General features: G+C 67.0%; 27 protein-coding genes and 1 pseudogene. 16 read left to right on the top strand and 12 right to left on the bottom strand.

What is annotated here, in order from left to right:
• The first annotated feature begins 134 nt into the window (after positions 1–134).
• From ACFU5M_RS28535 to ACFU5M_RS28525, 3 genes are read left to right on the top strand one after another with little or no spacing between them, the layout of a single operon-like run.
• Positions 135–908: a hypothetical protein gene (locus tag ACFU5M_RS28535; protein WP_379053985.1), complete on the top strand. Its 774-nt coding sequence runs from the start codon at positions 135–137 to the stop codon at positions 906–908.
• 45 nt (positions 909–953) lie between these two features.
• The gene (locus tag ACFU5M_RS28530; protein ID WP_379053984.1) at positions 954–1,562 is read left to right on the top strand and encodes a TetR/AcrR family transcriptional regulator; all 609 of its coding nucleotides are present in this window, start codon (positions 954–956) and stop codon (positions 1,560–1,562) included.
• A gap of 10 nt (positions 1,563–1,572) precedes the next feature.
• On the top strand, positions 1,573–2,766 hold the full coding sequence (locus tag ACFU5M_RS28525; RefSeq protein WP_379053983.1) for an acetyl-CoA C-acetyltransferase: 1,194 nt from the start codon (positions 1,573–1,575) through the stop codon (positions 2,764–2,766).
• 225 nt (positions 2,767–2,991) lie between these two features.
• On the opposite strand, the gene ACFU5M_RS28520 is transcribed toward ACFU5M_RS28525, so the two are convergent.
• The 5 genes from ACFU5M_RS28520 to ACFU5M_RS28500 all read right to left on the bottom strand — a co-directional run bounded on the left by ACFU5M_RS28520 (position 2,992) and on the right by ACFU5M_RS28500 (position 6,832).
• Positions 2,992–3,771: an ESX secretion-associated protein EspG gene (locus ACFU5M_RS28520; RefSeq protein ID WP_379053982.1), complete on the bottom strand. Its 780-nt coding sequence runs from the start codon at positions 3,769–3,771 to the stop codon at positions 2,992–2,994.
• The gene (locus tag ACFU5M_RS28515) at positions 3,764–5,062 is read right to left on the bottom strand and encodes a hypothetical protein (RefSeq protein WP_379053981.1); all 1,299 of its coding nucleotides are present in this window, start codon (positions 5,060–5,062) and stop codon (positions 3,764–3,766) included. Before ACFU5M_RS28515 ends, ACFU5M_RS28520 begins: the two co-directional genes overlap by 8 nt.
• Entirely contained in the window at positions 5,059–5,439 is a 381-nt protein-coding gene (locus ACFU5M_RS28510; RefSeq protein ID WP_379053980.1) for a hypothetical protein, read from the bottom strand. The genes ACFU5M_RS28515 and ACFU5M_RS28510 overlap by 4 nt, the downstream gene beginning before the upstream one ends.
• A 9-nt stretch (positions 5,440–5,448) precedes the next feature.
• Positions 5,449–6,057, bottom strand: a complete 609-nt coding sequence (locus tag ACFU5M_RS28505) for a DUF3558 domain-containing protein (RefSeq protein WP_379053979.1) — start codon at positions 6,055–6,057, stop codon at positions 5,449–5,451.
• A 340-nt stretch (positions 6,058–6,397) separates the two neighbouring features.
• Positions 6,398–6,832, bottom strand: a complete 435-nt coding sequence (locus tag ACFU5M_RS28500; protein ID WP_379053978.1) for a DUF4254 domain-containing protein — start codon at positions 6,830–6,832, stop codon at positions 6,398–6,400.
• Between the two features lie 850 nt (positions 6,833–7,682).
• Here ACFU5M_RS28500 and ACFU5M_RS28495 point away from each other — a divergent pair.
• The 7 genes from ACFU5M_RS28495 (at position 7,683) to ACFU5M_RS28465 (ending at position 13,189) form a co-directional block, all read left to right on the top strand.
• Complete coding sequence (locus ACFU5M_RS28495) at positions 7,683–8,564, top strand: helix-turn-helix domain-containing protein (RefSeq protein ID WP_379053977.1); 882 nt, start codon at positions 7,683–7,685, stop codon at positions 8,562–8,564.
• Positions 8,561–8,767 (top strand): DUF397 domain-containing protein, encoded by a 207-nt coding sequence (locus tag ACFU5M_RS28490; RefSeq protein ID WP_379053976.1) that lies wholly within the window; start codon positions 8,561–8,563, stop codon positions 8,765–8,767. The genes ACFU5M_RS28495 and ACFU5M_RS28490 overlap by 4 nt, the downstream gene beginning before the upstream one ends.
• A gap of 46 nt (positions 8,768–8,813) precedes the next feature.
• Positions 8,814–9,014: a DUF397 domain-containing protein gene (locus tag ACFU5M_RS28485; protein WP_379053988.1), complete on the top strand. Its 201-nt coding sequence runs from the start codon at positions 8,814–8,816 to the stop codon at positions 9,012–9,014.
• A gap of 374 nt (positions 9,015–9,388) precedes the next feature.
• Positions 9,389–10,261: an alpha/beta fold hydrolase gene (locus ACFU5M_RS28480; protein WP_379053975.1), complete on the top strand. Its 873-nt coding sequence runs from the start codon at positions 9,389–9,391 to the stop codon at positions 10,259–10,261.
• 215 nt (positions 10,262–10,476) lie between these two features.
• Entirely contained in the window at positions 10,477–11,421 is a 945-nt protein-coding gene (gene sigJ / locus ACFU5M_RS28475) for an RNA polymerase sigma factor SigJ (protein ID WP_379053974.1), read from the top strand.
• Between the two features lie 82 nt (positions 11,422–11,503).
• The gene (locus ACFU5M_RS28470; protein ID WP_379053973.1) at positions 11,504–12,688 is read left to right on the top strand and encodes an NAD(P)/FAD-dependent oxidoreductase; all 1,185 of its coding nucleotides are present in this window, start codon (positions 11,504–11,506) and stop codon (positions 12,686–12,688) included.
• A gap of 297 nt (positions 12,689–12,985) precedes the next feature.
• The gene (locus ACFU5M_RS28465) at positions 12,986–13,189 is read left to right on the top strand and encodes a hypothetical protein (RefSeq protein WP_379053972.1); all 204 of its coding nucleotides are present in this window, start codon (positions 12,986–12,988) and stop codon (positions 13,187–13,189) included.
• 446 nt (positions 13,190–13,635) lie between these two features.
• On the opposite strand, the gene ACFU5M_RS28460 is transcribed toward ACFU5M_RS28465, so the two are convergent.
• Genes ACFU5M_RS28460 through ACFU5M_RS28440 form a run of 5 tightly spaced genes read right to left on the bottom strand, consistent with a single transcriptional unit; the run spans position 13,636 to position 17,373 of the window.
• Positions 13,636–13,875 carry a hypothetical protein gene (locus ACFU5M_RS28460; protein WP_379053987.1) on the bottom strand — a complete coding sequence of 80 codons (240 nt, stop codon included), beginning with the start codon at positions 13,873–13,875 and terminating at the stop codon, positions 13,636–13,638.
• A complete protein-coding gene (locus ACFU5M_RS28455; RefSeq protein ID WP_379053971.1) occupies positions 13,872–14,966 on the bottom strand; it encodes an NAD(P)H-dependent flavin oxidoreductase in 1,095 nt (364 codons plus the stop codon). Before ACFU5M_RS28455 ends, ACFU5M_RS28460 begins: the two co-directional genes overlap by 4 nt.
• Entirely contained in the window at positions 14,963–15,721 is a 759-nt protein-coding gene (locus ACFU5M_RS28450; protein WP_379053970.1) for a CoA-transferase subunit beta, read from the bottom strand. Before ACFU5M_RS28450 ends, ACFU5M_RS28455 begins: the two co-directional genes overlap by 4 nt.
• Entirely contained in the window at positions 15,721–16,596 is an 876-nt protein-coding gene (locus tag ACFU5M_RS28445; RefSeq protein ID WP_379053969.1) for a CoA transferase subunit A, read from the bottom strand. The genes ACFU5M_RS28450 and ACFU5M_RS28445 overlap by 1 nt, the downstream gene beginning before the upstream one ends.
• A 12-nt stretch (positions 16,597–16,608) precedes the next feature.
• Positions 16,609–17,373 carry an enoyl-CoA hydratase family protein gene (locus tag ACFU5M_RS28440; RefSeq protein ID WP_379053968.1) on the bottom strand — a complete coding sequence of 255 codons (765 nt, stop codon included), beginning with the start codon at positions 17,371–17,373 and terminating at the stop codon, positions 16,609–16,611.
• 62 nt (positions 17,374–17,435) lie between these two features.
• Between ACFU5M_RS28440 and ACFU5M_RS28435 the strand changes: the two genes are divergently transcribed.
• The 5 genes and pseudogenes from ACFU5M_RS28435 (at position 17,436) to ACFU5M_RS28415 (ending at position 22,319) form a co-directional block, all read left to right on the top strand.
• A complete protein-coding gene (locus ACFU5M_RS28435; protein ID WP_379053967.1) occupies positions 17,436–18,218 on the top strand; it encodes an SDR family oxidoreductase in 783 nt (260 codons plus the stop codon).
• Between the two features lie 239 nt (positions 18,219–18,457).
• Entirely contained in the window at positions 18,458–19,369 is a 912-nt protein-coding gene (locus ACFU5M_RS28430; RefSeq protein WP_379053966.1) for an SDR family oxidoreductase, read from the top strand.
• A 134-nt stretch (positions 19,370–19,503) separates the two neighbouring features.
• Positions 19,504–20,790: a hypothetical protein gene (locus ACFU5M_RS28425; protein ID WP_379053965.1), complete on the top strand. Its 1,287-nt coding sequence runs from the start codon at positions 19,504–19,506 to the stop codon at positions 20,788–20,790.
• 10 nt (positions 20,791–20,800) lie between these two features.
• Positions 20,801–21,315, top strand: a pseudogene (locus ACFU5M_RS28420) (ImmA/IrrE family metallo-endopeptidase).
• A complete protein-coding gene (locus tag ACFU5M_RS28415) occupies positions 21,312–22,319 on the top strand; it encodes a hypothetical protein (RefSeq protein ID WP_379053964.1) in 1,008 nt (335 codons plus the stop codon). The pseudogene ACFU5M_RS28420 and the gene ACFU5M_RS28415 overlap by 4 nt, the downstream one beginning before the upstream one ends.
• A gap of 288 nt (positions 22,320–22,607) precedes the next feature.
• Here the strand turns inward: ACFU5M_RS28415 and ACFU5M_RS28410 are convergent, their stop codons facing one another.
• Together ACFU5M_RS28410 and ACFU5M_RS28405 are read right to left on the bottom strand one after the other, a co-directional pair.
• Entirely contained in the window at positions 22,608–23,024 is a 417-nt protein-coding gene (locus tag ACFU5M_RS28410; protein WP_011207048.1) for a helix-turn-helix domain-containing protein, read from the bottom strand.
• Between the two features lie 359 nt (positions 23,025–23,383).
• A complete protein-coding gene (locus ACFU5M_RS28405) occupies positions 23,384–24,547 on the bottom strand; it encodes a steroid 3-ketoacyl-CoA thiolase (RefSeq protein ID WP_379053963.1) in 1,164 nt (387 codons plus the stop codon).
• Between the two features lie 102 nt (positions 24,548–24,649).
• Here ACFU5M_RS28405 and ACFU5M_RS28400 point away from each other — a divergent pair, with 102 nt between their 5' ends.
• Positions 24,650–25,936, top strand: a complete 1,287-nt coding sequence (locus ACFU5M_RS28400; protein ID WP_379053986.1) for a cytochrome P450 — start codon at positions 24,650–24,652, stop codon at positions 25,934–25,936.
• The last annotated feature ends 12 nt before the right edge of the window (positions 25,937–25,948 follow it).

Genomic DNA, 25,948 nt, shown 5'->3' with positions numbered 1-25,948 from the left:
GCAGCCGGTTGTCCGTCGTCGCGGGCGAGACCTCGCGCGCCGTATTGCGATCGCCTTCTCGCATCGCGACCCGGCCCCGAAATGAGCGGCTGATCAGGTAGAAAAGGGCAAGCCGCGAGGCGCCGGGGTGTGCCATGCTGGATGAGATCGGATCCGCGCTCTACAAGGGGGCGATGGCTATGGGCCTGAATCGCCCACCTGCCCGCGAACAACTGGAACTCGATGTGGTGCGCGAAGTCGTGCTGGCCAGGCGGCGGCTCGACAGCCTCGTCCTCTCGGCGCTCACCCTCGGCGCCGAACTCATCGAGCACACATCCACGAGCGCGCTCGCCACGGCCGCCACGCGCATTCTCGCGCAGCACGCCGTCGATGAGGGAGAGGTGGCCCGCGACCCGCGCCGCGCGCTCCACGCCGATCTGGCGCGTGATCGCGAGCGCGCCCGGCGCATCGGGCTCAGCCCAGACAGCACGGACAGCGAGCAGGAGCGGCGCAGGCAACGCCAGACGGCCCTGCTGTGCGAGGTGCGCGCGGACCTGCTCGCGGTGCTCGCCAAATGCCGGAAATTCCGCTTCGACCAGGTGGCTTTCGCCGACGAGATCGCGCAGGGGCTGTGTGCGGCCACCGACAAGCTGGTGATCGGCGCCGATATGGACGCCTACCACGCCTGGCAGCGCGGCATGGTGCTCAAGCTGAGCGAGGAACCGGTGCGCGACGGTCCGCCACGAGTGATGGCCACAGTGGACGCCGGTCCGAGTCGCGGTCAGCTCACCGTGGAATGGGATAGTTGCGAGCGCCGCCTCGCGCTCGTCGCGCGGATGGCGCGGGCGGGCGTCTCGCCCGTGGTCATCTGTGATCGTCTGCTGGCCGATCTGTCGGTCTCCTCGCCGCTGCGCTACTCGGTGCGTTGAGCTGTACCGCTCGACCAAGCAAATGCTTGGTTGTATGATGGCCGTGTGCCCGCACCAGACGCCTCTAAATCAGCACGGCGCAGCGAGTTGCTCGCCTTGGCGGCCGAATTGTTCGCCGAGCGGGGATTGCGCGCCACCACCGTGCGCGACATCGCCGACGCGGCCGGAATCCTCTCGGGGAGTCTCTATCACCACTTCGATTCCAAGGAGTCGATGGTGGACGAGATCCTGCGCGGGTTCTTGGACGAGCTGTTCGGCCGCTACCGTGAGATCGTCGCCTCCGGCCTGAGCGCGCGAGACACTTTGGAAGCCTTGGTGCTCGCCTCCTACGAGTCGTTCGACCGCTGGCACGCAGCGGTGGCGATCTACCAGGCCGAGGCGAAGCGCCTGCGCGACTCGGAACGATTCACCTACATCGCCGAATACAACCGTGAATTCCGCGAGCTGTGGCACCGGGTGCTCACCAACGGCGTGCGGGACGGCAGCTTCCGGCCGGAGATCGACGTCGAACTGGCCTACCGCTTCCTGCGTGACACGGTCTGGGTCGCGGTGCGGTGGTATCAGCCGGGCGGGCCGATCACCGTCGAAAACCTCGCAAAGCAGTACCTGACCATCGTGCTCGACGGTCTCACGGCCGGCGAGCACACCACGTAGGAGTCCTTACATGTCAGCACCTTCCACGTCCCGTCGTCCGTATGCCCCGCTGCGGGACGCCTACGTGATCGATGCGGTACGCACCCCGGTCGGCAAGCGCGGCGGCGCATTGGCGGGCGTGCATCCGGCCGATCTGGGTGCGGCCGCGCTGCGTGGCCTGCTGGACCGCAATCCGATCGACCCGGGCAGCGTGGACGACGTCATCGTCGGTTGCGTCGACAACGTCGGCCCGCAAGCGGGCAACATCGGCCGCACCATGTGGTTGGCCGCCGGATATCCCGAAGAGGTTCCCGGCGTCACGGTGGACCGGCAGTGCGGATCCAGCCAGCAGGCCATCAATTTCGGCGCGCAGGCCATCATGAGCGGCACCGCCGAGGTGATCGTCGCGGGCGGCGTGCAGAACATGAGCGCGATCCCGATATCCGCGGCCATGCTGGCGGGCAAGGAGTACGGTTTCGACACCCCGTTCGTCGGCGCGCAGGGCTGGGACCACCGCTACGGCACCGGTGAGGTGACCCAATTCCGCGCCGCCCAGCTGATCGCCGAGAAGTGGGGCATCAGCAGGGAAGAGATGGAGCGCTGGGCACTGCGCAGCCACGAGCGGGCCCGCGACGCGATCAAGAACGGCCGCTTCGACAACGAGATCGTGCCGGTCGGCGACTTCTGGATCGACCAGGGTCCGCGCGAGACCAGCCTGGAGAAGATGGCTTCGCTGCCGCCCCTGGCCGAGGGCAGCCCGCTGACCGCCGCGGTGGCCAGCCAGATCTCCGACGGCGCCAGCGCCACCCTGCTCGCTTCGGACTGGGCCGTGCAGGAGTACGGCTTGACGCCGCGAGCGCGCATCCACCATGTGAGCGCGCGCGGCGCGGACCCGATCTTCATGCTCACCGCACCGATCCCGGCGACCAAGTGGGCGCTGGAGAAGACCGGCCTCACCATCGACGACATCGACGTGATCGAGATCAACGAGGCGTTCGCGCCAGTGGTGCTGTCCTGGCTGAAGGAGACCGGCGCGGACCCGGAGAAGGTGAACGTCAACGGTGGCGCCATCGCGCTGGGCCACCCACTCGGAGCGACCGGGGCGAAGCTCTTCGCTACGCTGCTCAACGAACTCGAGCGGATCGAGGGCCGCTACGGCCTGCTCACCATCTGCGAGGGCGGCGGCACCGCCAACGCGACCATCATCGAGCGCTTGCCGCGCTGACCGACACCGAGCGGCACCTCGGCGAGTTCGAATCGCCCGACGTGCCGCTCGGCATGCGCATCGTGGATGCCGAGCCGGGGCTCAGTCGGATCATCCTGGTGATCGGTTTCCTGGATGGAGCAGCGCGAAGTCGGCACCTGGAACGAGCCGCGCTTCCAAGCTCGACGCGCACGAACTCTCCTGATGAAACCGACATCTCGCTGTGCCGTGCGCCCGAACGGTCCGTTATCGCTGCGACCGCAAATATTCGTCGTGTTCGCGGTCTTCGCGGTAGTAACGCTGGGTCAGAGCGGTGAGCCGGTTGATCTCGGCCGCCATCGCGGAAGGATCCAGCGGCTTGGCGACGATGGGGTCGCCGGTCTTGACGTAGTAGCGGCCGTCCGCGTAGTCCATCCACCAGAAACCGCGCCCGAAGCCCGGGCGCGCGTCGACGGCCGGACCCGCGAGCACCGTGATCTCACCGAGGCCGAGGCGTTCGCGTTTGAAGATCCGGTCCAATTGCGCGACGACGCCGACCTCGTACGGCTTGCGCACCGGCCGGTCCCGGTCTGCGGTCACCTCTTCCCGCCGAGCTTCGATCGGCGGATGGGTGCCCGCTGGCATTTTGGGCAGCGCGGCGACCGCTTTCGCGGCGACTCGTTGCGCGGCGCAATAACTCACGATCACGTCGCCGCCGGTGTCGGGCGCGGTACCGGGAAGCTGGACCAAAGTGGCGCCGATCCGCCCGCGTACGGCCCCGTGGAAACGGAAGACGATCGACATGTCCTGACCGCCCATTCCTTTGGACTCGATACGCGCCTCCGGTTCCAGCAATACGTCCAGCGCCCGTTCCAGCTCGACGGCGTACCGACCGAGTAACGCGTCCACCGCTGCCTCGCGCTGACGCTTCAAGTCGGCGAAATCCATTTCCTCCGGCCGGTATTGCAACGGGTAGGGCAGGCGGTCACGACCATAGGCTGCCCAGAGAATTTCGAATTCCTGCCCGGTGAAGCGCCAGTCAGCCATTCGGGTTGTCTCCGATGACCGGAGGCACGGACTTCGGCAAGGAGTCCAGACCGGTGAGTTCCTCACCGTTGTGCTGATTGATCAGGTAGTCCTTGACGCCCGAGGTCTCCCGATCGTCGTCCTTGCCGCGAGCCCCCATTCCCGGGGCGATGCCGGTTGTGCCGGTTGCGCCGGATCGAACCGCCTGGCCGCCGGTTGCCGTGGCGGCCGGAAGTGGGTTCGACAGCTGGGGAACGGCCGGAATACCGCGGCTGGGTGCCGGAGTGCCGGTGGTGTTCGGTGCACCGGGAATGCCCGGGCTGCCGGATCGCCCGGGAGCCCTCGTTGTGCTGGGCCGACCCGGTGTCGCCGGGGCTGTGGTGATGTTCGGACTCGGTGTAGTGGTGCTGCTGGGTGTTGTCGACGGCGTGTTCGAGGTGGTCGGCTGCACGCTGGTCGGCTGGTCCGCACCCGCCGGGGTGACGGCCTGGGGAGTGGTGGCGGCGGGGTCGGTCTCGGATGACTGCTGCGGGTCACCGTCGGACTGTTCGGTGGACTCCGGTTCCGCGGCTGCGGGAGTGCCCGAGTCGGACGTCTCCTGTGGTGCAGAGGAATTGGATAAATCAGGTGATGGCGGACCTGGCTGTCCACCGTCCGCCACGATCTGTGGAGCGGTCGGCAGGATAGGCACGCCGTGATCGGTTTGGTTGGCGACTTGCCCGTACACCGTGCGCAGAATCCGCCGCGCTTCCTGCGTGGCTTCCTCCTCGGTGTAGTCGCCCGCCTTCATCACGCCGTCCTGCGGCAACGTCTTACCCAGCAGATCCGGACGTTCGGTGGCCTGCGGCATCAACGCCTGCGTTTGCTCGAGACCGGTATGCATCTCGGAGAGCTTGAAACTCACCAGACCCGCGGCATCGGCCAGATTCCCCGACTGGTTCCGGTAGTTCGTGACCGCATCGGCCGCCGCCTTGCCGGACTGCCCCGTCCAGCCCGGATTCGTGCCGTCACCGGTCACGGTGCGGCCGAACTGCTCGTTGAACGCCTGGATCGCTCCGGTCAGATTCATCCCGATGTTCAGCCACGCCTCGGACGCTTCCCGCACCGTCCCCGGCCGCATCGCGTTCACGGCATCGACCATCTGCGCCAACGTCATACTGTCGTAGTTATCCGGCCCAAGAATTCGCGGCGGCTCGTATTCCCCCTGAAACGACGTGCCCAACCGGCCGGTGAAGTCGTAGATCGTGTCGCGCTCCCGATTCCACTGCTCCTGCGCGGCGATGATCCGGTTCCGGTACTCGTCGTAGGTCATGGTTGGGCGTCCAAACCGGTGAACTGGTCGGCTCTCGTCTGATCCAACTCGACGAAGTTCGCAATAGCCTTGGCCACAACCTCTTTCGCGAGCTTCACCGCGTCGATGTGCTGCATGAGGACGGCGTCCAAGGATTGGTCGGAACCAGCAGCCTTACCGGTGAACTTCTCCCGCAGAGCCTGACCTGAGGGAAATGGACCGAACCCGTCGATGACCTTGACACGGTCCGCCATTTGCAAGATAGCGTCCAGCCGGTCCAAATAGTCGTCGCAGACCTTGTCCAGCCCCTTGCCGATCTCGGGATGTAGCGATATGTCACCGGAGGTGGCCAGCTCGAGCACCTTCCGCCACTCCATTGGGTCGACGCCAGCAGACACGTCCCCTCCTTAGTTCCTCGGCAGGTACTGCGCCAGATCGGAGGTATGGCGACGGACCGCTTCGCACGGATCGCCCTGTTTGCCAACGGAGTAGCGAGTGACGACCCGGAACAAAACGGTGCCTTGCGCCACCTCGACAGCGATGCTGCACTTGAGTTGCTTTGTGTCGCCTACATCGAGGAACTGGATGCCATTGCGGGTTCCCACTGCCTGCGGTGTGAAGGACTCGAAATCACGACGCTTTTGAACGTCCCGCAGCGTGGGCGTACCGGAAAAAACCGTCAAGTCGTACCAACGAGAGATGGCTCGCCACCCGCAGACTTTCCATCCGGTGAAGTCCACGCCGGCCGCGTCCTTGCCCTCGCTGGCAGGATCCAGCCCAGTCCCCGATATCGCTGCCTCCGGAAGGTCGCAAGGGTTCCAGAGCGCAGCGTCCGGGTCGGCCGACCTTGTAGCGGCGGAGGTCGTCGCGACCGCAGCCGATGTCGAATGCGGAGTGTCACCGGTGGTGTTTCCACACCCCACCAACGCGACCATTGCACCGACCGCGAGCGCGGCGCCACGCAGAAACTTCCCCCAGCTCGTCATCGGTTCCTCACCGCCGGTGCCGTAACGCATCGACGGGGGCCGGACCGGCTTATCCGCCCCCTGCAAGCTGTGATCGACGCTACTGGCCGGTCCCCACGGGTGCAACCAGGTCGGTGCTGATTCACGCCATCACAGTTGTGAGGTTGTGCAACGCAACTCACCAGCCACGACCGTGTGCGATGGTGATCGCCTCACGCCCTCAGCAGGGTCTGCGATCCCGGCTGGGCAACTGGTCGTCGTCGGTGTGGGGATCGCGGCAGGCGGCAGCAGCTCCGACTTGTGCGATGAGAGTTCCCCGATACGGGGACGCATGGGCCGGGTGGTTCGGGTCGGGCTCGGCCGACCTGTCAGAAGTCGCACCGAGCTCGCGCTATGGGCCGCCCGGCAAACGGCGATGTCCCGTACCCACCTCGTCCTTCAAGTCTTCGTAACCAACCGCCAGTTCGGCCAATCGCTCCCATGCGTCGCCGAGGACCCAGTTCGAGCTGCTCGCCAACGCCGCGTAGGCGAGAGCGGTGTATTCGGCGAGGCGGTCCACTACCGAGCCGACCGTCTCGGTGTGGACTCGCGCCGCGCCGAGCGATGGTCGCAGCTGGGCGGTGACCCAGCGGTCGATGTCGCGGACCAGGCGGGCACGGCATTGATCGATCGACTCGGCTTGCGCAAGTCCGGCGGAGAGGCGGCTTTCGTGTAGTGCGGCGAGATCTCGGGCCGCGGTCAGGAGGGGGTGGTCGTCGTCGTGGGTGTCGCCACGGCAGGCGGCCAGCAGGCGGTGTTTGGTGGGTAAGGGTTCCGTCGGGATCATCGCGCGCCGCCGCTAGTGGGCTGGTGGATGTGTGGGTGGGTGAAATGGAGAAGCGGGAAAATCAAGCGCTCTTACCCTTTCCGGGCTCGCCGTTCGGCGGCACGAGGCCCATTCGATGTGGGCGGCGCGGAGATCCAGAGGATGCTCCGAGTGTCAGGTGCCGGATCGATTTCAGAATCAACTGGCCGGACGGCCGGTACGCGGAGCGCGGGGGTTCGATCCAGTGGCGGAACAAGGCACATCGGTCGGTGGGAGACGGGAGCGCGATTTCCCCGCCCGCCCGCACTATGGAGACGTCGAGGCGGAACATCTCCGCGAAAAGGCTGTCGTCGTTCGGTAGATCGGGACGCACCAGATAGCTCCACCGCTGTGAGCGAGGGTGGGACATGATCGGGCCGATATCGTGCCCACGGCGTTGCAGGTCGATTTTCACCAGTTGCCCGAGGTGGGCGGGCATTATCAGCGCCCAGACAATCCCGGCCCGAATGACGATGCGGCCCAACTCGGGTGGGTCGACGATCGCGGGCAGGCCACACACTTGCCGGTAGTACCGGCAGCGGGACACAGGCGTGTCCCCGAACTCCGATTGGTTCATTTCCAGACCTCTGCGTGAGTCGGTGAGCTAGGGTGCGCCCAGCCCTGGAAGTCGGCAGAACCCAGGGGCGGGGGCGTGGTGGGAAATCGGGGTGGCCCCCTACTGGGCGCGAAGTCAGCAAAACACCTTTGACCTGCGCGGAGTTCGAAGTCTGGGTTTCCCAGACGAATTCGGCCGAAGGTCCAGAGCAAATCCCGTGCCGGGTCGTAGTCGTCACCCGGTACGGGTCGAATTCGCATGAGGAAGGGGACCACTGTGACCGATACCGGCTCGACCCTGCCGAGGCGCCAGCTGGGGCGTTATCTGCGGGAGGCGCGGACGGAGCTCAACATGTCGTTGGAGCAAATGGCGGGGATGACGGATCTGAGTTCCTCGGTGTTGCAACGCTTGGAGAAGGGAGAAGCGACGCGACTGAAGGTCCGAGACATCGAGGCCATTTGCGGGGTACTGGAGATGTCGGATCAGATGACCTCCGCGATGGTCGGATTACTGCGCCTAGGTGCGGAGAAGAGCTGGTGGCACGAGTACAGCAACCTGATACACGCAACATTCGACGTGTATGTCGGGCTGGAGACAGCTGCGCGGAAGCTGACCATGTACCAACCGTCACTGGTGCCGGGTTTGCTCCAAACGGCCGACTACGCACGGGAACTAATCCAGAAAGCAAACGTGGAAGAGACTCGGGCGGAGCATGATCGGCGAGCCGAACTGCGTACGAAACGACAGACCATTGTCACGCGGCGGTACCAACCGCTCATGCTCGAGGTAGTGCTTCACGAGTCGGCTTTGCGCACAATGGTGGGTGGACCCGACGTTCTGGACGGTCAGCTTCGGCATCTAGCGGAGGTCGGCAAGCTGCCGAACGTCTCGATCCGCGTCCTCCCATTCTCTGCTGCGGCTCCTGTAGGTCATCCCGTTGGGCAGTTCGCTCTCTTGGAGTTCGGCGCGGACGGCAAAGGCAGACCAATCGAGCCGCCCATCGTCTATCTCGAAACCTTCACCGCGTGTATGTATTTGGAGAGACCGGAGGACGTCCAGCGATACTATCGGGTGCACGACAGTCTCCGGCAAGCATCGCTGGACGAGACAGCCAGCAGGAGCTTGCTCAGGCAAGTACTGAAGGAGTTATCAGCATGACTGCTGACCTATCCCGAGCCATGTGGTTCAAGAGCAGCCACAGCGGGACACAGGCTGACTGCGTCGAAGTCGCTTTCCTGGATGGAGGTCAGGTCGGCGTGCGGGACTCCAAGAACCCGGCCGGTCCGGCACTTGTGTTCCAGCCTCGCGCATGGGACGTGTTCACAGCGAACTTCCTCGCTGGTGAAACCGATAGGCAGTAGTTGTCGCGTTCCTGCAAGCTGAACGAAGGGTCCGGTGAGAGCCAAGATGGCTGGAGCTGAGTGGTGCGAGAGCAGCCGCACTGCGACTCATTCCGATTGCGTCGAAGTCGCCTTTCTGGATGGAGGCGAGGTCGGCGTGCGGGACTCCAATAACCCGATGGGCTCCGTGCTCGTCTTCGCGCCCACCGAGTGGGACGCCTTCACTGTGGCGGTCCGGTCTCGAGAGTTCGCTCCACAGCAAGCTTGAACGGATAGGCCCGGACAGATTTCGGTCAGCGGAGCGGTGCCCCAGAATCTGGACGGTTCTGGGGCAAGGCTTCTGCGGGCACGGCAGGAACAACTGATAACCGTGTCAGTTGGGCAGCGGACGTGGATCTTGCGTCTCCGCAGATGTGGTTGATCCGCCGGACCCAACGCGTTTTCCGGGCCGATCGCGGCGAAGGACCGAGCTGTCGGGATGGAGTTCTGGCGGCGGGTGCCACGGATCTTCGCGGTCGCACGTGCGTGCCGGACCGGTGCCGCTTCTCTCCTCCCTGCGCTGTGACCAGGTCGAACACCGTATCAGTGCCTGTGTCAGGTCAGTATCAGGCCGGTATCAGCCATTCTGGCGACAGTATTCGCATGAACAACGCGGCGAATATGAGCAGCACAGCGGACACCTCGACCTGGACCGGCATGGTGCCGGTCGACGACACGGCCCTGGCCGTGACCGACACCGGCGGCCCCGGCCGTCCCGTCGTCTATCTGAACGGCGCGTACGCCGACCAGTCGCATTGGCGGCACGCCATCGCCGAACTCGGCAGCGAATACCGGCACATCACGTTCGACGAGCGCGCTCGCGGCAAATCGAAGCGCTCGGCCGACTACTCCTTCGAGGCGTGCTTGCGCGATGTCGATGCCGTCCTCGCGGCGAGGGGCGTACAGCAGCCGATTCTCGTGGGCTGGTCCTACGGTGCGGCGACCGCGGTGCACTGGGCCGATCGGAATCCGGACCGCGTCGCTGGTGTGGTGTGCGTGGACGGCGCTATGCCGTACGGCCTGACCGGCGAGGAGGGCCGTGAGCGGATCCGGAAGCTTTTCCGTCGGATGCGGTTGCTGCTGCCGTTGGTGCGCCCGCTGGGGCTGGCCGCGCGCATGAGCGCCGACCAGCACGCCGAGGTCAATATCGAGGTCAACGAGATCAACGCCGCCATCGCGCCGGTCCTCGACCGCGTGAGCTGCCCGGTGCGGTACGTCCTGGCTACGGGAGCCAATCTCGGTGGAGGCGAGGAGGAGATGGAACAGGTGCGGGCCTCACTCGATCCGGTGCTCGCGCACAACCCGAAAGTGCAGGTGAGCGCCAAGGTCGCGAGCAACCACTCGCACATCCTGCGCAAAGACTTCCGAGCTGTCGCCCAAGCCGTACGCGAGACGGCGGCTGCCTCTGCGGAGCGAGTCCATCGAGCCGATGAGGCACGGGCTCACGATCGGTCGGGTGTCGGCGTCACGGCTTGAGTAGTCCCGAAACCGGCCTCGGCCCGGCAGCCTTCCACCATCCCTCCGCCGATCAACTATTCGACAGCGTCGCGCAAAGCCCGGACCAGTCGAACCGCATGATCGACCGCCCTGCTGTAGCGGCCCCGTGGCACGCAGATCTCGCACCGGGCATTCGGGCCGGTTCGGCGGCGTAGCGGTTGGCGGAAGCGGCGAGGGACGGTTAACTTCGAGCCATGGCGGCTGGTGCGCGTGAGGTCGAGGTGTTCGAGAACTCCAGGCCGCGACTGGAGGCGATCGCGTATCGCCTGTTGGGGTCGGCGAGCGATGCCGAGGACGCGGTGCAGGATACGTTCGTGCGCTGGCACTCCGCCGACGCCGACTTCATCGAGACGCCGGAGGCGTGGCTGACGAAGGTGCTCACCAATATCTGCCTCAATCAGCTCGCTTCGGCACGGGTACGGCGAGTGGCGTATGTGGGCCAGTGGCTGCCCGAGCCGATCTTCGCCGGGGACCGTATGCTCGGCCCGGCCGATACCGTCGAGCAGCGCGAATCGGTGTCGATCGCGATGCTCACCTTGATGGAACGGCTGTCGGCCAAGGAACGCGTCGTGTACGTGCTGCGCGAGGCATTCGGCTACGCGCACAGTGAGATCGCCGAAATCCTCGATCTCACCGAGTCCAACTGCTACCAGATCTACCGGCGCGCCAAACAACACCTGGCCAGCGACCGGACCCGCGTGGAAGCCGATGAGACCGCCGCCCGCAAGGTCGTCGAGGAATTTCTGGCCGCGGCGCTCAGCGGCAACACCGATTCGCTGGTGCGGCTGCTGACCGACGATGCGATCAGCGCGGGTGACGGTGGCGGCGTGGTGTTCTCGCTGCCGGAGCCGATCACGGGCGCGGCGCGGGTGGCACGGTTCCTGCGCCGCCTGTTCGAGCCCACCGCGGACAAGTGGGCGACGATCGGCGGTCGTGCCGACCTGTTCGCCGCGGTGGTCAATGGCGTGCCCGCCCTGGTGATCGTGGTCGGCGATCGGATCGTCGCCGTCATCACCCTGGAGGCGACGACCAACGGCATCGCGGCCGTCCACACCCAAGCCAACCCGGGCAAGCTCGAACGGGCCACTCGCCACTGGGTCGCATCCGAGCACGCCGACCCCCTCCTCAAAGGTTGGTGACCTAGATCACAGTTCACTTCTGTCAGGTTTCGCGCCGCTGTCCGGTTCAGGAAGCGAACACCACCCAGACAGGAGTAAGACCATGAAGCACCGCATCGTCGTTCTCGGGGCCGGATACGCCGGAGCCAACGCCGCTGGTCGCCTGGCCAAGCGGCTGCACCCCGCCGATGTCGAAATCACCCTCGTCAACGCCGATCCCGAGTTCGTCGAGCGGGTCCGTATGCATCAGCTGGCGACAGGTCAGGAGCTGAAGAGCCGCGTGCTGACCGATGTCTTCGCCGACACGGGCGTGCGGGTGGTGTCGGCCCGGGTGACCGCGGTCGATGCCGACCGCAAGACGGTCGACATCGCCGCCGCCGATGGCTCCCACGAGATCGCCTACGACACTCTCGTTTACGCCCTCGGCAGCGCCGCCGCCGACTGCGATGTGCCCGGTGTGGCCGAGCACGCCTACGACATCGCGGGCAAGCAGTCCGCGCTGCGGGTGCGCGAGCGTCTGGCTAGCCTGGGCGCGGGTGCGAGCGTGCTGGTCGTCGGCGGTGGTCTCACCGGAATCGAAGCAGCCACCGAAATCGCCGAGTCCCGGCCGGATCTCGAGATCGCCCTTGTCGCTCGCGGCGGTCTCGGCGACTGGCTGAGCGAAAAGGCCCAGCAGCATCTGCGCAAAGCGTTCGACCGGCTCGGCATCACCGTGCACGAGAACACCGACATCGCCCGCGTCCAGCCGGCTGGGGCGGACACCGCCGACGGCCGCACGATCCCGGCCCACATAACCGTGTGGACGGCCGGTTTCGCCGTCCACCCGATTGCCGCGGCCAGCACTCTGCGGGTGTCGGCGACGGGGCAGATCGTCGTCGATGACACGATGCGGTCGGTCTCGCACCTCGACGTCTACGCCGTCGGCGACGCCGCGCTCGCCCCTGGGGCGAACGGCGAACCGCTGCGCATGTCCTGCGCCTCGGGTGTCCCTTCGGCCTATCAGGCGGCCGACGCTATCGCCGCACGCCTGACCGGCCGGGAGATCCCCCGCAATTCGATCGGCTACACCGCCCAGTGCATGAGCCTCGGCCGTCGCGACGCCATCGTCCAGTGGGTCACCCCCGACGATCAGCCCAAGCCGTCCGCTCTCACCGGCCGGATGGCCGCGCGAGTCAAGGAGTTCATCTGCAAGAGCGCGGCGTGGAGCGTCTCGCATCCGACATCGATGCTTCCGTCCCGCCGCCGTCACATCACCGCCGCCGAGCCGATCCGCGCCCTCACCGCGTGACGCCGCGCTCTACGGGCCGTGTCGGACGAGACGATCCGGCACGGCCCGCTCTCTGCGCCGCAACGAGATACCGGACTCGGCCGTAACTCGACCGCCGCGGGCTCGCCCACCTGCCCGCAACGCCTGGCCGACGAAGCAACAAGCTTGAAACCCGCGCTTCTCGGCGCAATTTCGGCTCCTATTCACAGCGAACACATAGATACGGCCTAGCACACACAAAAGTTGCTCATCGACGATTCTCTCGCCGGTCCGGAAGCCGCGAGTCCGGACTGGCATCCACCGAGGAGAGGATACGAATTGAGCATCAAGTCGACGCTGACGAAGTCCGTTGTCGCTGCCGGCCTTGTGGTCGGGTTGGTAGGCATCGGTACCGGTATGGCGAGCGCCGATCCTGGACCGGATCCGCAGCCGCCCGCTCCCGCGCAAGCGCAGGATCCGCATTGCCCGCCGCCGGGACAGCCGCAGGCACCCGACCAGCCGGGCTGCCCCTTGCCGCAGTAGCGCACGCATTCGTTACGACGTTCGACCGGACGAAAGGGTTCCGAATGTTTCACTGGTTGCCCCCAACGGGTAGCTGGCTGCCGCCGACAGGCAGCTGGTTGCCCCTACTGATGTCGATCTGGCCCCCGCGCACTATCTGACCTGCGACGGCAACGGCCGCAAGCGGTCGAAATCCGAGCTCTCCAGATCAGCGCCTGGCGGGGACTCTCTCGAGCAGCATTCCGCGTCAGGCGCTTTCGATCCGGTCGTCCCGCGAGTTCGAAGTCAGAGGAAGAGCCGTTGGGCCGGTGCGAATGGCCGCACCGCAGCTGCCACCAACAGGCTCGACGAGAAACTCGCCACGGCTCGTCGGCTGGAGGTGCGACCGCGTGATTCAGGACGATGGACACCGCGTCCTTCGCTCGACCTGAATGTGAAATTCGGATGCGCATCGCTGGCCCCCGGACCTAGCCGGTGGTGAATGTACCGACGAGCTGCCCGTCCCTCGTGCTCGCGTCGACGATCGCGGATCTGGCGTCATCAGGTGAGGTCTGGGAGTCCACCTGCACGGGGCGGGAGAGTGCGTACACGATGAAGCGGTAGTGGTGGACACCGCCGCCTGCGGGTGGGCACGGGCCGAAGGCACTCTTCCGTTCCGACGCCGATAGAAGGTGATGGCTGCCGCTATCACGGCCGCCATTCGTCAGTCGGACTCCGCCCCCGCTGCTTGCTTCGTCCCGGCGAGCGCCGCGATCGTCTCGATCCGCTCCACCGCGTCGGTGACGATCCGATCGATCAACTCCTCACAGGTGGGCAGGTCGTCGATGATTCCCGTGACCTGTCCCGCGGCGAGCACGCCCGCCTGGGTGTTGCCCTCGACCAATCCGGCGCGCAGCAGCATCGGCGTGTTCGCGGCCATTACGACCTGCGACCAAGTGAGGTCCTTTGTCTTTCGCATGGCCAGTCCGTCGCGGACCATGGTCGACCACTTCATGCCGGTCATGCTCTTGAACCTGGCCGCGTTGCCCACGGCGGCGGTGAGCCCGCGCCAGCGGCCCGAATGCTCCAGCCGCTGCACCAATTCGGTGTTCAGCACGCGGTGCGGCATGCCGTCTACCTTCAGCGACACCACCGTGTCCTGAAGCTGTCGCCGCAGGTACTCCTGCTTGACGGCGTCGGGAACGGTGCTCTCCTGCGTGAGCAGGAACCGGGTGCCCATCGCGACACCCGCCGCGCCGTACGCCAGCGCGGCGGCCAGGCCGCGCCCGTCGAAGAACCCGCCCGCCGCGACCACGGGGATGTCCACCGCGTCCAGCACGGAGGGCAGCAGCAGGGTGGTGGCCACCGGGCCGGTATGCCCGCCGCCCTCGCCCCCCTGCACGATCACCGCGTCCGCTCCCCAGGACGCTACTTTGACCGCGTGCTTGGCCGCGCCGATGGACGGGATGACCACCACGCCCGCGTCTTTCAACTTCGCGATCAGGTCCTGTTTGGGCGCGAGCGCGAACGACGCGACCGCCACCTTCTCCCGGATCAGCAGATCGATCCGCTCGGGGGCATCCGCGGCGTCGGCGCGGATGTTCACCCCGAACGGTTTCGCGGTGTGCGCCTTGGTCTTCGCGATGGCCGCCTCGAGCTCGGCGAAGGTCATGGTGGCGGAGGCGAGGATGCCGAGACCGCCCGCTTCGGCGGTGGCCGACACCAGGCTCGGCCCCGCGACCCAGCCCATGCCGGTCTGCACGATCGGGTGTTCGATGCCGACCAGATCGGTCAGCGCGGTGCGCAGGCGCGGACTCATGACGGGACCTCGGTTTCACGAATCTTCTTAGGGTCGAGCACCTCCCGGATCAGCCGCAGCTCCTCGGCGGTGGGCTGCCGGGACTCGCCCGCCTCGGCGAGACCGACGATCTCGAACGAGGTGTTCTCGGCGACCTCGTCGGCGGTGACGCCGGGATGCAGGCTACGGGCGCGCATGGTGTGCCCTGGACCCTCGAAGTCGAAGACGCCCAGATTGGTCACCACGCGATGCAGGTGGTGGAAGCGATAGGCCGGGTCGGCGGCGTCGACCTTGTCGTAGCCCACACCGCAGACGATGTCGACACCGTCTGTGAAGACGCGCTTCGTATGCCGCGCGACCCAGTAGCTGGTGGCGTGGTTGATCGTGTTGCCCGGCGCGCCGCGCGAACCGAACATCTGCCGGCTCGGCTGCTGGAGCGAGCCGAACGCCGAGAGGTTCTGGTTGCCGAACCGGTCGATCTGGTTGGCTCCCATCACCACGTGCCGCCGCCCGGAGGCCACCACGTCGAAGACTCTCCGGAACGGAATCCAGCCTTCGATCGGTGCTTTTCCGCCCAGCGGGGGCGTGTCGGCGAACAGCAGCGCCTCCCCGTCGGACAGCAACAGATCCGGTTCGGTGGTGAGTTTGGCCAGGCGCGCCCCGAGAATCGACATCGGCGACATGGGGCTGGCCATGATCTCGCCCGCGCCGCTGAAGATCTCCGCGCAGGCGACGGCGCAGATCTCGGCGCGGGTGACGGTTTCGGTGCTGGTCATCACGCCTCCTCGGCGAATCGGCGGACGGCGGCCTGGTACTGCTCCTCGGTACCGGCCAGGTAGGTGTCGACGAACCGCTGCCACGCCTCCGGCGTTTTCGCGGATTCGACGTAGTGCTTCTGGAACATCTCGTCCCGGCCGTAGTCGTCGCCGGCCAGGGTGAAGTGCGCGCCGCCGGGCGCCTCGACCACGCCGTCCACCATCATGCGGTTGAGCAGCAGTGCTTGCAGCGGAACGATTTTCACCAGCTCGTCGGTCTCCACCACGCGCTCGACCGACACGTATCGGCGTCGCGCTGCCAGGCAGAACAGGTCGTCGAAGTACGGGTCGACGCCGGTGTAGGCGGCGTTGCCGTGCGCGTCGCCGAGGTTCAGGTGCACCAGCGCGGCATCGAGTTTCAACGCGGGCATGGCGATCAAAGTCTCGGGCGCGCCGTCGACGGGATAGGGCGATTCGATCGTCTTCAGCTCGCCTTCCCAGAAGTTCGGCACATCGGAGCCGAGCCCGGCGCGGATCGGCAGGAACGGCAGCCGCGCCGCGGCCGCCTCCAGCCCGCATTTGAGCATGCCCTCGTCCATCTCGCGCGCGGCCAGCGCGCCGGAGGTGCGCGACTTGGCGAACCACGGGTCGTAGAACGGCGGCGAGTCCAGCGACACGAAGCCGTAGTAGGCCTTGCGCACCTTCCCCGCCGAGCACAGCAGCCCGAGATCGGGCCCGCCATAGCTGACCACGGTCAGATCCGTGATGTCCGAACGCAGGATTGCTCGCACCAGCGCCATCGGCTTGCGCCGCGACCCCCAGCCGCCGATGCCGATGGTCATCCCGCTGCGCAGCTCGCCGACGACCTCGTCGAGCGACATCCGCTTGTCTCGCATGGAAGTTCCTCTCTACTGCCCGCTCTTGCGCGCCGCGAGATCGTCGTCGAACCGGGCGCGGATCTCGTCGGCGACACCGGCGAGGTTGAGTTCGAAGGTGAAGCCCTGCTCGTACCGGTAACTGCGGTGCACGTCCTGCACGTCGATGCCGTTCAGGGCCCGCTTGGCCGCCCGGATCACTCGGCCGTCCTTGGCCGCGATGTTCTTGGCCAGCTCCAAGGCGGCGGCGTCGAGTTCGGCGCGCGGCACCACTTGGTAGACCGAGCCGTAATGGTGCAACTGCTGCGCGGTGATGGTGCTCGCGGTGTAGAACAGCGCGCGCATCAAGTGCTGGGGCACCAGCCGTGCGAGGTGGGTCGCCGCGCCGAGTGCGCCGCGGTCGACCTCGGGCAGCCCGAAGGTGGCGTCGTCGGAGGCGATCACGACATCGGCGTTGCCCACCAGTCCGATGCCCCCGCCCAGGCAGAAGCCCTGGACCACCGCGATCACCGGCACCTGGCACTCGTACACCGCGGCGAACGCCTCGAAGCAGCCGTGATTGGCGTCGATCAGTGCTTGGTGGCCCGGCTTGCTCTGGATCTCCTTGATGTCCACGCCCGCGTTGAACCCGCGGTTCTCCGCGCGCAGCACCACCACCTTGGTCTCCGGATCCCGGCCAGCCGCGCGCACTTCGTCGGCGATCGCGAACCAGCCGTCGGTAGGGATGGCGTTGACCGGCGGATAGTCCACCGTGACCACGCTGATGCCGGTCGATTCGGAGTGGCGGTTGATCCCCATGGCAAGTCCCGTCGTGTGTCTACACATTGGCAAAGCAAGCAGTTGCTTGGTAGGTTAGCACGGTGGCACTCGAAATCGATCTGGCCGGGCGCGTCGTTCTGGTGACGGGCGGCGTTCGCGGCGTCGGCGCGGGCGTGAGCAAGGCGTTCCTGGCCGCGGGCGCTACCGTCGTGGCGTGCGCGCGGCGACCGGCGGACGCGCCCGTCGAAGTGGACGGCCGCGCGATCGAGTACGTGCCGTGCGATGTGCGGGACGCGGACGCGGTGCGCGCACTGGTCGAGGAGATCGTCGAGCGCCACGGCCACCTCGACCATCTGGTCAACAACGCCGGTGGCGCTCCCTTCGCGCTCGCCGCCGACGCGAGCAAGAACTTCCACACGAAAATCGTCGAGCTGAACCTGCTGGCTCCGCTGCTGCTGGCGCAGTCCGCCAACGCGGTGATGCAGCGGCAGGACGAGGGCGGCTCGATCGTGAACGTCTCCAGCGTCAGCGGGCACCGTCCGTCGCCGGGCACCGCGGCCTACGGCGCGGCCAAAGCGGGTATGGACAGTCTCACCGGCTCGCTCGCCGTCGAATGGGCACCGAAGGTGCGGGTGAACTCGCTGGTGGTCGGCCCGGTCGACACCGAGTTGAGCCAGTTGCACTACGGCGATCAGGACGGCATCGACGCAGTGGGCCGGACCATTCCATTGGGCCGCATGGCCCGCCCGGACGACGTCGGCCGCTGCGCGGTGTTCCTGGCCTCGCCGCTGGCCGCCTACGTCAGCGGTGCGACCCTGCTGGTGCACGGCGGCGGCGAGCGGCCCGCCTTCCTCGCGGCCTCCACCGTCGACCAGCAGGCCTGAACGCATCGGACACGAAGGAGTCATGAGCGCTCAGGCGCGGCGGTGGAACGTGACCATGAAGTGCCCTCGCTCATTTCGGAAAGGGGCACCGGACATGAGCGGTCAGGTCCGGATGCGGCCGCGAAGCGTGGCCACGAAGGACCCGCTCATACCGGAATCGGACACGACCTGAGCGGTCAGGTCCAGCGGCAGCGGAGCGTCACCCCGAAAGCCCCGCTCACATCGGAAAGGGACACAGTATGGACACCGAGCAGATCTGCGCCGGGCGCGTGGTCATCGTCACCGGCGCGGGCCGGGGCATCGGCCGCGCGCACGCCCTCGCTTTCGCCGCGGCGGGCGCCGGCGTGGTGGTCAACGACATCGGTTCGACGCTGGACGGCGCGGCCACCGCGGAAACGCCCGCCGCGCAGGTGGTCGCGGAGATCGAGGCGCTCGGTGGCCGAGCCGTGGCCAACGGCGACGACGTCGCCGACTGGGCAGGTGCCCGCAACCTCGTCCGCCAGGCCGTCGACACCTTCGGCAAGCTGGACGTGCTGGTCAACAACGCCGGTTTCGTGCGCGACCGGATGCTGGTCAACCTGAGCGAGGACGAGTGGGACGCGGTGGTCCGCGTGCACTTGAAGGGCCATTTCGCCACCATGCGGCACGCGATCGAGTACTGGCGCGCGGAAGCCAAGGCGGGCCGTCCGGTCGACGGCCGGATCATCAACACCAGCTCCGGCGCAGGTCTACAGGGCAGCGTCGGGCAGAGCAATTACGGTGCGGCCAAGGCGGGTATCGCCGGCCTGACGCTGACCGCCGCCGCCGAATTCGCCCGTTACGGCGTGACGGTGAACGCGATCGCCCCGTCCGCGCGCACCAGGATGACCGAGACGGTGTTCGCGGACATGATGGCCGCACCGGAGGACGGCTTCGACGCGATGGCGCCGGAGAACGTGTCCCCGCTGGTCGTGTGGCTGGGCAGCGCCCAATCGGCAGCGGTGACCGGGCGGGTGTTCGAGGTCGAGGGCGGCAAGGTGGCGGTGGCCGACGGCTGGCGGCACGGGGTGGCCGTGGACCGCGGCGCGCGGTGGGACCCGGCCGAGCTCGGCCCTGTCGTGGCCGATCTGATCGCCAAGGCGACTGCGCCGGAGCCGGTGTACGGGGCCTGATCGGCATCGCCCCTTTCGGGGCGCGTTCGCGCAACGGGGTCTAATATGGGCACCCATCCGTTCGGAAAGTCCCGCGTGAGAGTGGCGACCGGGCACAGAACTGCGCTTCGACTGATGAGGGGAAGGCTCGGCGCATGGCAGGAGGTCGCGCATTCCGTGTGCTGGCAGCAGCCTGCGCCGTCGCGGGCTCCGCGCTGCTCGGCAGCCAGGCTTTCGCCGACGCTCAACCTCCCTGCCCCTCGTGCGTCGCGGACCCCGCCCCGCCGCCCTACGACAGCGGTGACCCCTGGTATTCGCTGACCGTGCCGGGGCAGCATTCTGAGATGAGCGCGGCCCCCACCCATCCGACCGCCGCAGCGGGTTCGGCGGCAGCGGGTTCGGCGGCAGCGGGTTCCGCCTCCGGATCCGCTGGGTCGGGGGTGACGCTCGGTTCCGGCTCGGCCGGTCTCGGCGTGTTGCTCGGTTCCGGGTCCGCCGGTTCGGCGCTCGTCCTCGGTTCCGGCTCGGCCGGTCTCGGCGCGGTGCTCGGCACCGCATCGGCGGCCGTCGGTTCGGCTGCGGTGGGCGCCGGTTCAGTCGTCGGGACCGGTTCGGCGGCACTGTCGTCGGGCTCCGTCGCGTTGGGTACCGGCTCGGCTGTCGTGGGTGGTGCTGGTTCTGCCGCGTTGGGGACCGGTTCCGCCGCATTGGCGACAGGCTCTGCCGCGTTGGGTACCGGTTCCGCTGTCGTGGGTGGCGCTGGTTCTGCCGCGTTGGGGAGCGGTTCCGCCGCATTGGCGACAGGCTCTGCCGCGTTGGGTACCGGCTCGGCTGTCGTGGGTGGTACTGGTTCGGCCGCGCTCGGCACCGGTTCCGCGGCGGTCGGATCCGCGGGTGTCGGTTCCGCCGCGACTGGCTCGGCCGCGCTCGGTACCGGTTCCGCGTCGGTCGGCTCGGCAGGCATCGGTTCAGCAGGAGTCGGATCTGCCGCAACGGGTTCCGCCGCAACGGGTTCCGCCGCTGTGGGATCGGCGGCTATCGGTTCCGCGAGTCCCTTACTGCTGTTGTTGATCCCGCTCCCGCAGGCGACCGCTCCGCCCGCCCCGGCGCTGCCGCCGGTGACCGTTCCTCCGGCACCCGCCCCCGTCGCGCCGTGGATCTCGCCGATCCCGGTCGACGCGCCGACGAATCCGCCGCTCGCCGCACCGGTTCCCGACCTCGCCGCGCCCGCGCCGCCGCAGGCGCAACAACCCTCGTTCCCGACGGTCCGCCCGATCGGCTCCACCGACGCTCTTCCCTCGCCGGATCCGCTGCCCGTGATCGGCGGCCTGATCGCGCTCGGCCTCGCAGGGGTGGGATCCGGCGTGCTCAGCTTCCGGAGCGCGGCGGCCGAGCGGGCCAGGATCGACGCTGCCCGTGCCCAGTTCTTCCCGAGGCCGTGAGGGTTAGCCGATGAGCCTGGGCCGAATCCGTGGTGACTTGCGGTCCTACCGCCGGGTCGCCGCGGCCGTCGACGCGGTGTGCGCGGTGGCGGCCGATTTCGACGCCACCACCCTCGACGAAGTCGTGCAAGCGATCGCGGGAGAGCGGCGCCGTGAGATCGAATCGCCAGTGCGCGATTGGGACCCGGCGTCTGTGGGCAGCGCCGCCACTATCCCGACCGCGACGTGATCGTGCTCGCCGAGACGCTGCCGAGCCGCGAGCACACCCTCGCTCACGAACTGGGCCACATCGTCTTCGACCACGAAGGTGTGCCCGCGCCCGAAGTGACGCTGGCGGCGAGCGATGACCTGATCGCCTACATGCTCAGCCGGCGCGCACATCAGCGCATCGTCGACGACGGCGCCGACGAGCTCGCCGAATGGGAGGCCGAGACGTTCGCGGCCATGCTGATGACCCGACTGCGCGTGTTCAACAGCCGGGGCGCGGGCGTCTCGGTTCTCCGATTCGATGAGGCGCTCGGATGATTCTGTGGTCGACGGCTCTACTGGTCTGGATGGCCGCCGGCGCACGGGTGGGGCGCGTTTTGGTCAAGCCCGCGACCACGGCCCGGGTGGCCATCGTCGTCGCGGTCGCCGCGGTCGCACTCGCCGCGACCGTCGCGGTACCCGAGATCGCGGTCGCGCTGGACAATCTCGTCCCGCGCGGGGTGCACGCGGGCCGGCTGTCCGAGGGCGTCGCCACCGTCGGCTGGATCGCCTTCACGACGGCCACCTCGGTGGTCGCCTCGGCCGCATGGCCGGTGGTGTCGCGGCGGAATCTGCGGCAGGTCGGCCTGCTCGTCTACGGCGTCGGCCTGTTCGCGTCCGTTGTCACGCTGGCCTGGTCGTTCACCTTCGGATGGTCGACGGTGGCCGCGGGGTGTGTATTCGTCGTCCTCACCGGTTTGCGCAATCTGGACTGGACCGCGCTCGGCCGCGGTATCGCGCTGTTCACGGCGGGTACCGCGGTGGTCGCGGTGCTGGCGACAGGTCAGGTCCGGCGCGCGTTCGAGCACGCGCCTCGGGGTGCGTCCGGCGCCCCGAGCTGGGCGTGGCCGGTCTGGGGATTCGCGAGCCTGCTCATCGCGCTCGGCGCGGTGTGGATCGTGGTGGAACTCTGGGTGCGCGCACGGGTACTGCTGCGCCGGATCCACTCGCTGCATCGGACCATGGTCGATCGCTTCCCCGAGGTGGTCGCGCACGAACAGAGCGGATTCTCCACGCAGCTGCGAGCTTCCGATCAGGTGGCGCAGATCATCGACGCGTTCTATCTGCAGTCCGGCGGCGGCCTCGTGCAGGCGGAACTGCCGCCGCCGGCCTCGGTGGCGGACCGGGCCGCCCGGGTGGCGCGGTGGGCGCGTGACCCGGTGGGGGAGTTCGTGGTCGACGCGCGGTGGATTGCTCCGCCCGAAGGCATTAGTCCCCGCGGCTGGGTGCAGGCCGTCGCGCGGGCGTATCGGACGACCGCGTCCGAGCCCGCTCGAAATTGATCAACTTCGCGCCCATCCGATCAATCTGACGCAATAGTAGCGATCGATCGGACTTTTCGGACAGACCGGTTGGATCGTAAATCTCCTTCGGCGCGAGGCGCGGCCGATGAATCATCCCGAATGTAGTTATGGGGCGCTCGATCCGAACCGCAGCACTAACCGGCGCGCGGCCCGTGCCCCAATTTCTCGGGGCAGGGCCGAACGCCGGTTGGGTGCTGCCCGCTTACGGGCGCATAACACAGCACAGTGCGACCCTGGGGGTCGCACTGTGCTGCCGTGCAGAAGAACCTATTCGGTGCCGTCCGGAGGAATTTCGGGCAAGCCCTCGCTTGCCCTCAACTTCTCCGCCATGGACGTGAGCAGGTTCTGTGATTCTTCGGACAAGTCGAACGCTCTACTCGACAACCGTCGCAGTCCATAGCCCTGCAGCTGGGACAGCAGCTCCAGATCGTGATCGATCTTGGCAGCATAGATGTCGTTGAAGAAGTAGTCCGGCTTGACTTTGAAGAACTTCGCCAGGGCGGCCACCGTCTCATCCGACGGGTTCGTCCGTTGTCCCGACCGCAACTGCGACAGGTACGGTTTCGAGATCGGATGTCCGGAGGCCGTCAGCGCCGCCGCAACCTCCGCGTTGGTGTGCGGCTTACGCCCCGGGGGATGCACGGTTTCGAACAGCTTGTTCAGCCGCGCCGCGAAATCAGCCATTGTGAGCCGCCCAATTCCCTTCGCTGTACTAACAGTCGTTATCTCGGATACGTATCATTGATATTAGCGGCTCAGTAACTGAAAACCTACGCCTGATTCCGGATTTCCTTGAAGCTTCTAGGTCGGAAGGCGGCGAAGGGGCTGGGACGGTCGCGTTTGCGGGTCACCCCAAGGCCTCTCGAGAAGCCGCGGTACGAACCGGTTCTGGCCCGTCGCTGCGGTCTCGGCCGAAGGGGTCTTGATAGCCGCAAGATAGCTGACATCTCATGAACTGGGCGGTACATGGGTTTGTGTGGCGTACGACACGTTTGCGCCCGTAGGGGATGAACGTTCAACAAACGCACGCGAAATGGTTGAAGTCACAAACGTTCGATGATCGTTCCTGTCGCGAGTGCGCCACCGGCACACATGAGAACCATTGCGGTGCTGCGGTCGGAGCGCTCCAGTTCGTGCAAAGCCGTTGTGAGCAGACGCGATCCGGTCGAGCCGACCGGATGTCCGAGCGCGATGGCGCCGCCGTTGACATTAACCCGGTCCATGTCGGGATGGTGTACAGATGCCCAGGAGAGTGCGACCGAGGCGAACGCTTCATTGATCTCGAAAAGGTCGATGTCGCCGATGCTCATGCCGGACCGCTCCAGCAGCCTGCTGCACGCCTGCACCGGGCCGTCGAGGTGGAACTCCGGCTCCGCGCCGACGACCGCCTGGGTGACGATCCGCGCTCGTGGCCGCAGACCGGCTCGTCGCGCGGCCTTTTCATCCATCAGCAGTACCGCGGCGGCGCCGTCGGAGATCTGCGAGGACGAACCGGCGGTGTGCACGCCGCCTTCCAGCACCGGCTTCAGCTTCGCCAGGCCCTCGACGGTGGTCTCGCGCAGGCCCTGATCGCGCGACACATCGAGCTTTTCGCCAGTGAGATTGCCTTCCTTGTCGACGGCGGGTGCGGTGACGGTGAGCACCTCGCGATCGAACCGGCCTTCCGACCATGCCTGTCCCGCCAGGCGCTGCGAGCGCGCACCGAACGCGTCCACGTCCGCGCGAGTGATGCCGCGCCGCTTGGCGATTCGCTCCGCCGCCTCGAACTGGTTGGGCAGGTCGATGTTCCACGAGGCGGGCCTGCGCGGTCCGGCGTTCTCGCCGACGTTGGCGCCCAGCGGAACCCGGCTCATCGCCTCCACGCCGCAGGCCATGCCGATCTCGATGGCGTCGGCCGCGATCAGGCCCGCGATCAGATGGTTGGCCTGCTGGGCCGATCCGCACTGGGTGTCGATCGTGGTGGCGCCGACCTGCCACGGCAGGCCGGCGTGCAGCCAGGCGACCCGGGTGACGTTGTTGGACTGCTCGCCCGCCTGGGTGACGCAGCCGCCGATGACCTGTTCGACCTGTGCCGGGTCCAGGTGTGTGCGCTCGAGCAGCCCGCGCTGGGCCAGGCCGAGCAGTTCGGCGGCGTGCAGCCCTGACAGCCAGCCGCCGCGCTTGCCGATCGGAGTGCGTGCGGCCTCGACGATCACGGGTGTGCCCATGTCCAACCTCTCTTTATGGGACAGAAAACTGAAACGCGTTCATAGCACTTGTCAGGGGCGGATCTGTCCGGTTTCTTTCCTCATTCTCGCGCCTGTGCTTCAATGATTATAGAACGTGTTTCAGTTTGTCGAAGGAGACATCTGGTGGTAGACACTCGGAACGCCCGGCCGAATCTCCCGGACGGGTTCGACGTCACGGACCCGGACATCTACGCCGAGCGTGTTCCGGTCGAAGAGTTCGCCGAGCTGCGCCGGACGGCGCCGATCTGGTGGAATCCGCAGTCGCCGGACGTCAGCGGCTTCCACGATGACGGCTTCTGGGTGGTGAGCAAGCATGCCGACGTCAAGGAGGTTTCGCGGCGCAGCGACGTGTTCTCCAGCTACGAGAACACCGCCATTCCGCGGTTCAACGACGACATCGCCCGGGAGCAGATCGAGCTGCAGCGGATCGTCCTGCTGAACATGGACGCGCCCGAGCACACCAAGCTGCGCAAGATCATCTCGCGCGGCTTCACCCCGCGCGCCATCAACGGTTTGCGCGCGGAGCTGTCGGCCCGCGCGGAATCCATCGTGAAGGCGGCGGCCGAGGCGGGTTCCGGAGACTTCGTCACCCAGATCGCGTGCGAACTGCCGCTGCAGGCCATCGCCGAGCTGATCGGCGTCCCGCAGGAAGACCGGATGAAGGTCTTCACCTGGTCCAACGACATGACCGGCTACGACGACCCGGAGAGCACCGCCGACCCGGTCGCGGCTTCCGCCGAGATCCTGGGCTATGCCTACCAGATGGCGGCCTCCCGCAAGCAATGCCCGGCCGACGACATCGTCACCACGCTGATCGAGGCCGATGTCGACGGTGACAAGCTCACCGAGGAGGAGTTCGGCTTCTTCGTGATCATGCTCGCGGTCGCGGGCAACGAGACCACCCGCAATGCCATCTCGCACGGGATGATGGCATTCCTGGAGAATCCGGACCAGTGGGAGCTGTTCAAGAAGGAACGCCCCGCCACGGCCGCCGACGAGATCATCCGGTGGGCCACGCCGGTCACGTCGTTCCAGCGGACCGCGCTGGAGGACACCGAACTCGGCGGCGTGCAGATCAAGAAGGGGCAACGGGTGGTCATGCTGTACCGCGCGGCCAACTTCGATGAGGACGTCTTCGACCACCCGGAGAAGTTCGACATCATGCGCACGGACAACCCGCACCTGGCTTTCGGCGGCACCGGCGCGCACTTCTGCATCGGGGCGAACCTGGCCCGGCTGGAGATCGACCTGATCTTCAACGCCATCGCCGATCACCTGCCCGACATCACCAAGATCGGCGACGCGAAGCGGCTGCGTTCGGGCTGGCTCAACGGGATCAAGGAATTCCCGGTCGAGTACAAGGCGTGACTGTTATTGATC

Origin of the sequence: Nocardia sp. NPDC057455 (assembly GCF_042802775.1) — a bacterium.
GTDB lineage: Bacteria > Actinomycetota > Actinomycetes > Mycobacteriales > Mycobacteriaceae > Nocardia.
Note: the sequence above shows the minus strand (reverse complement) of the source record. Positions and strands in the feature narration are given on the sequence as shown.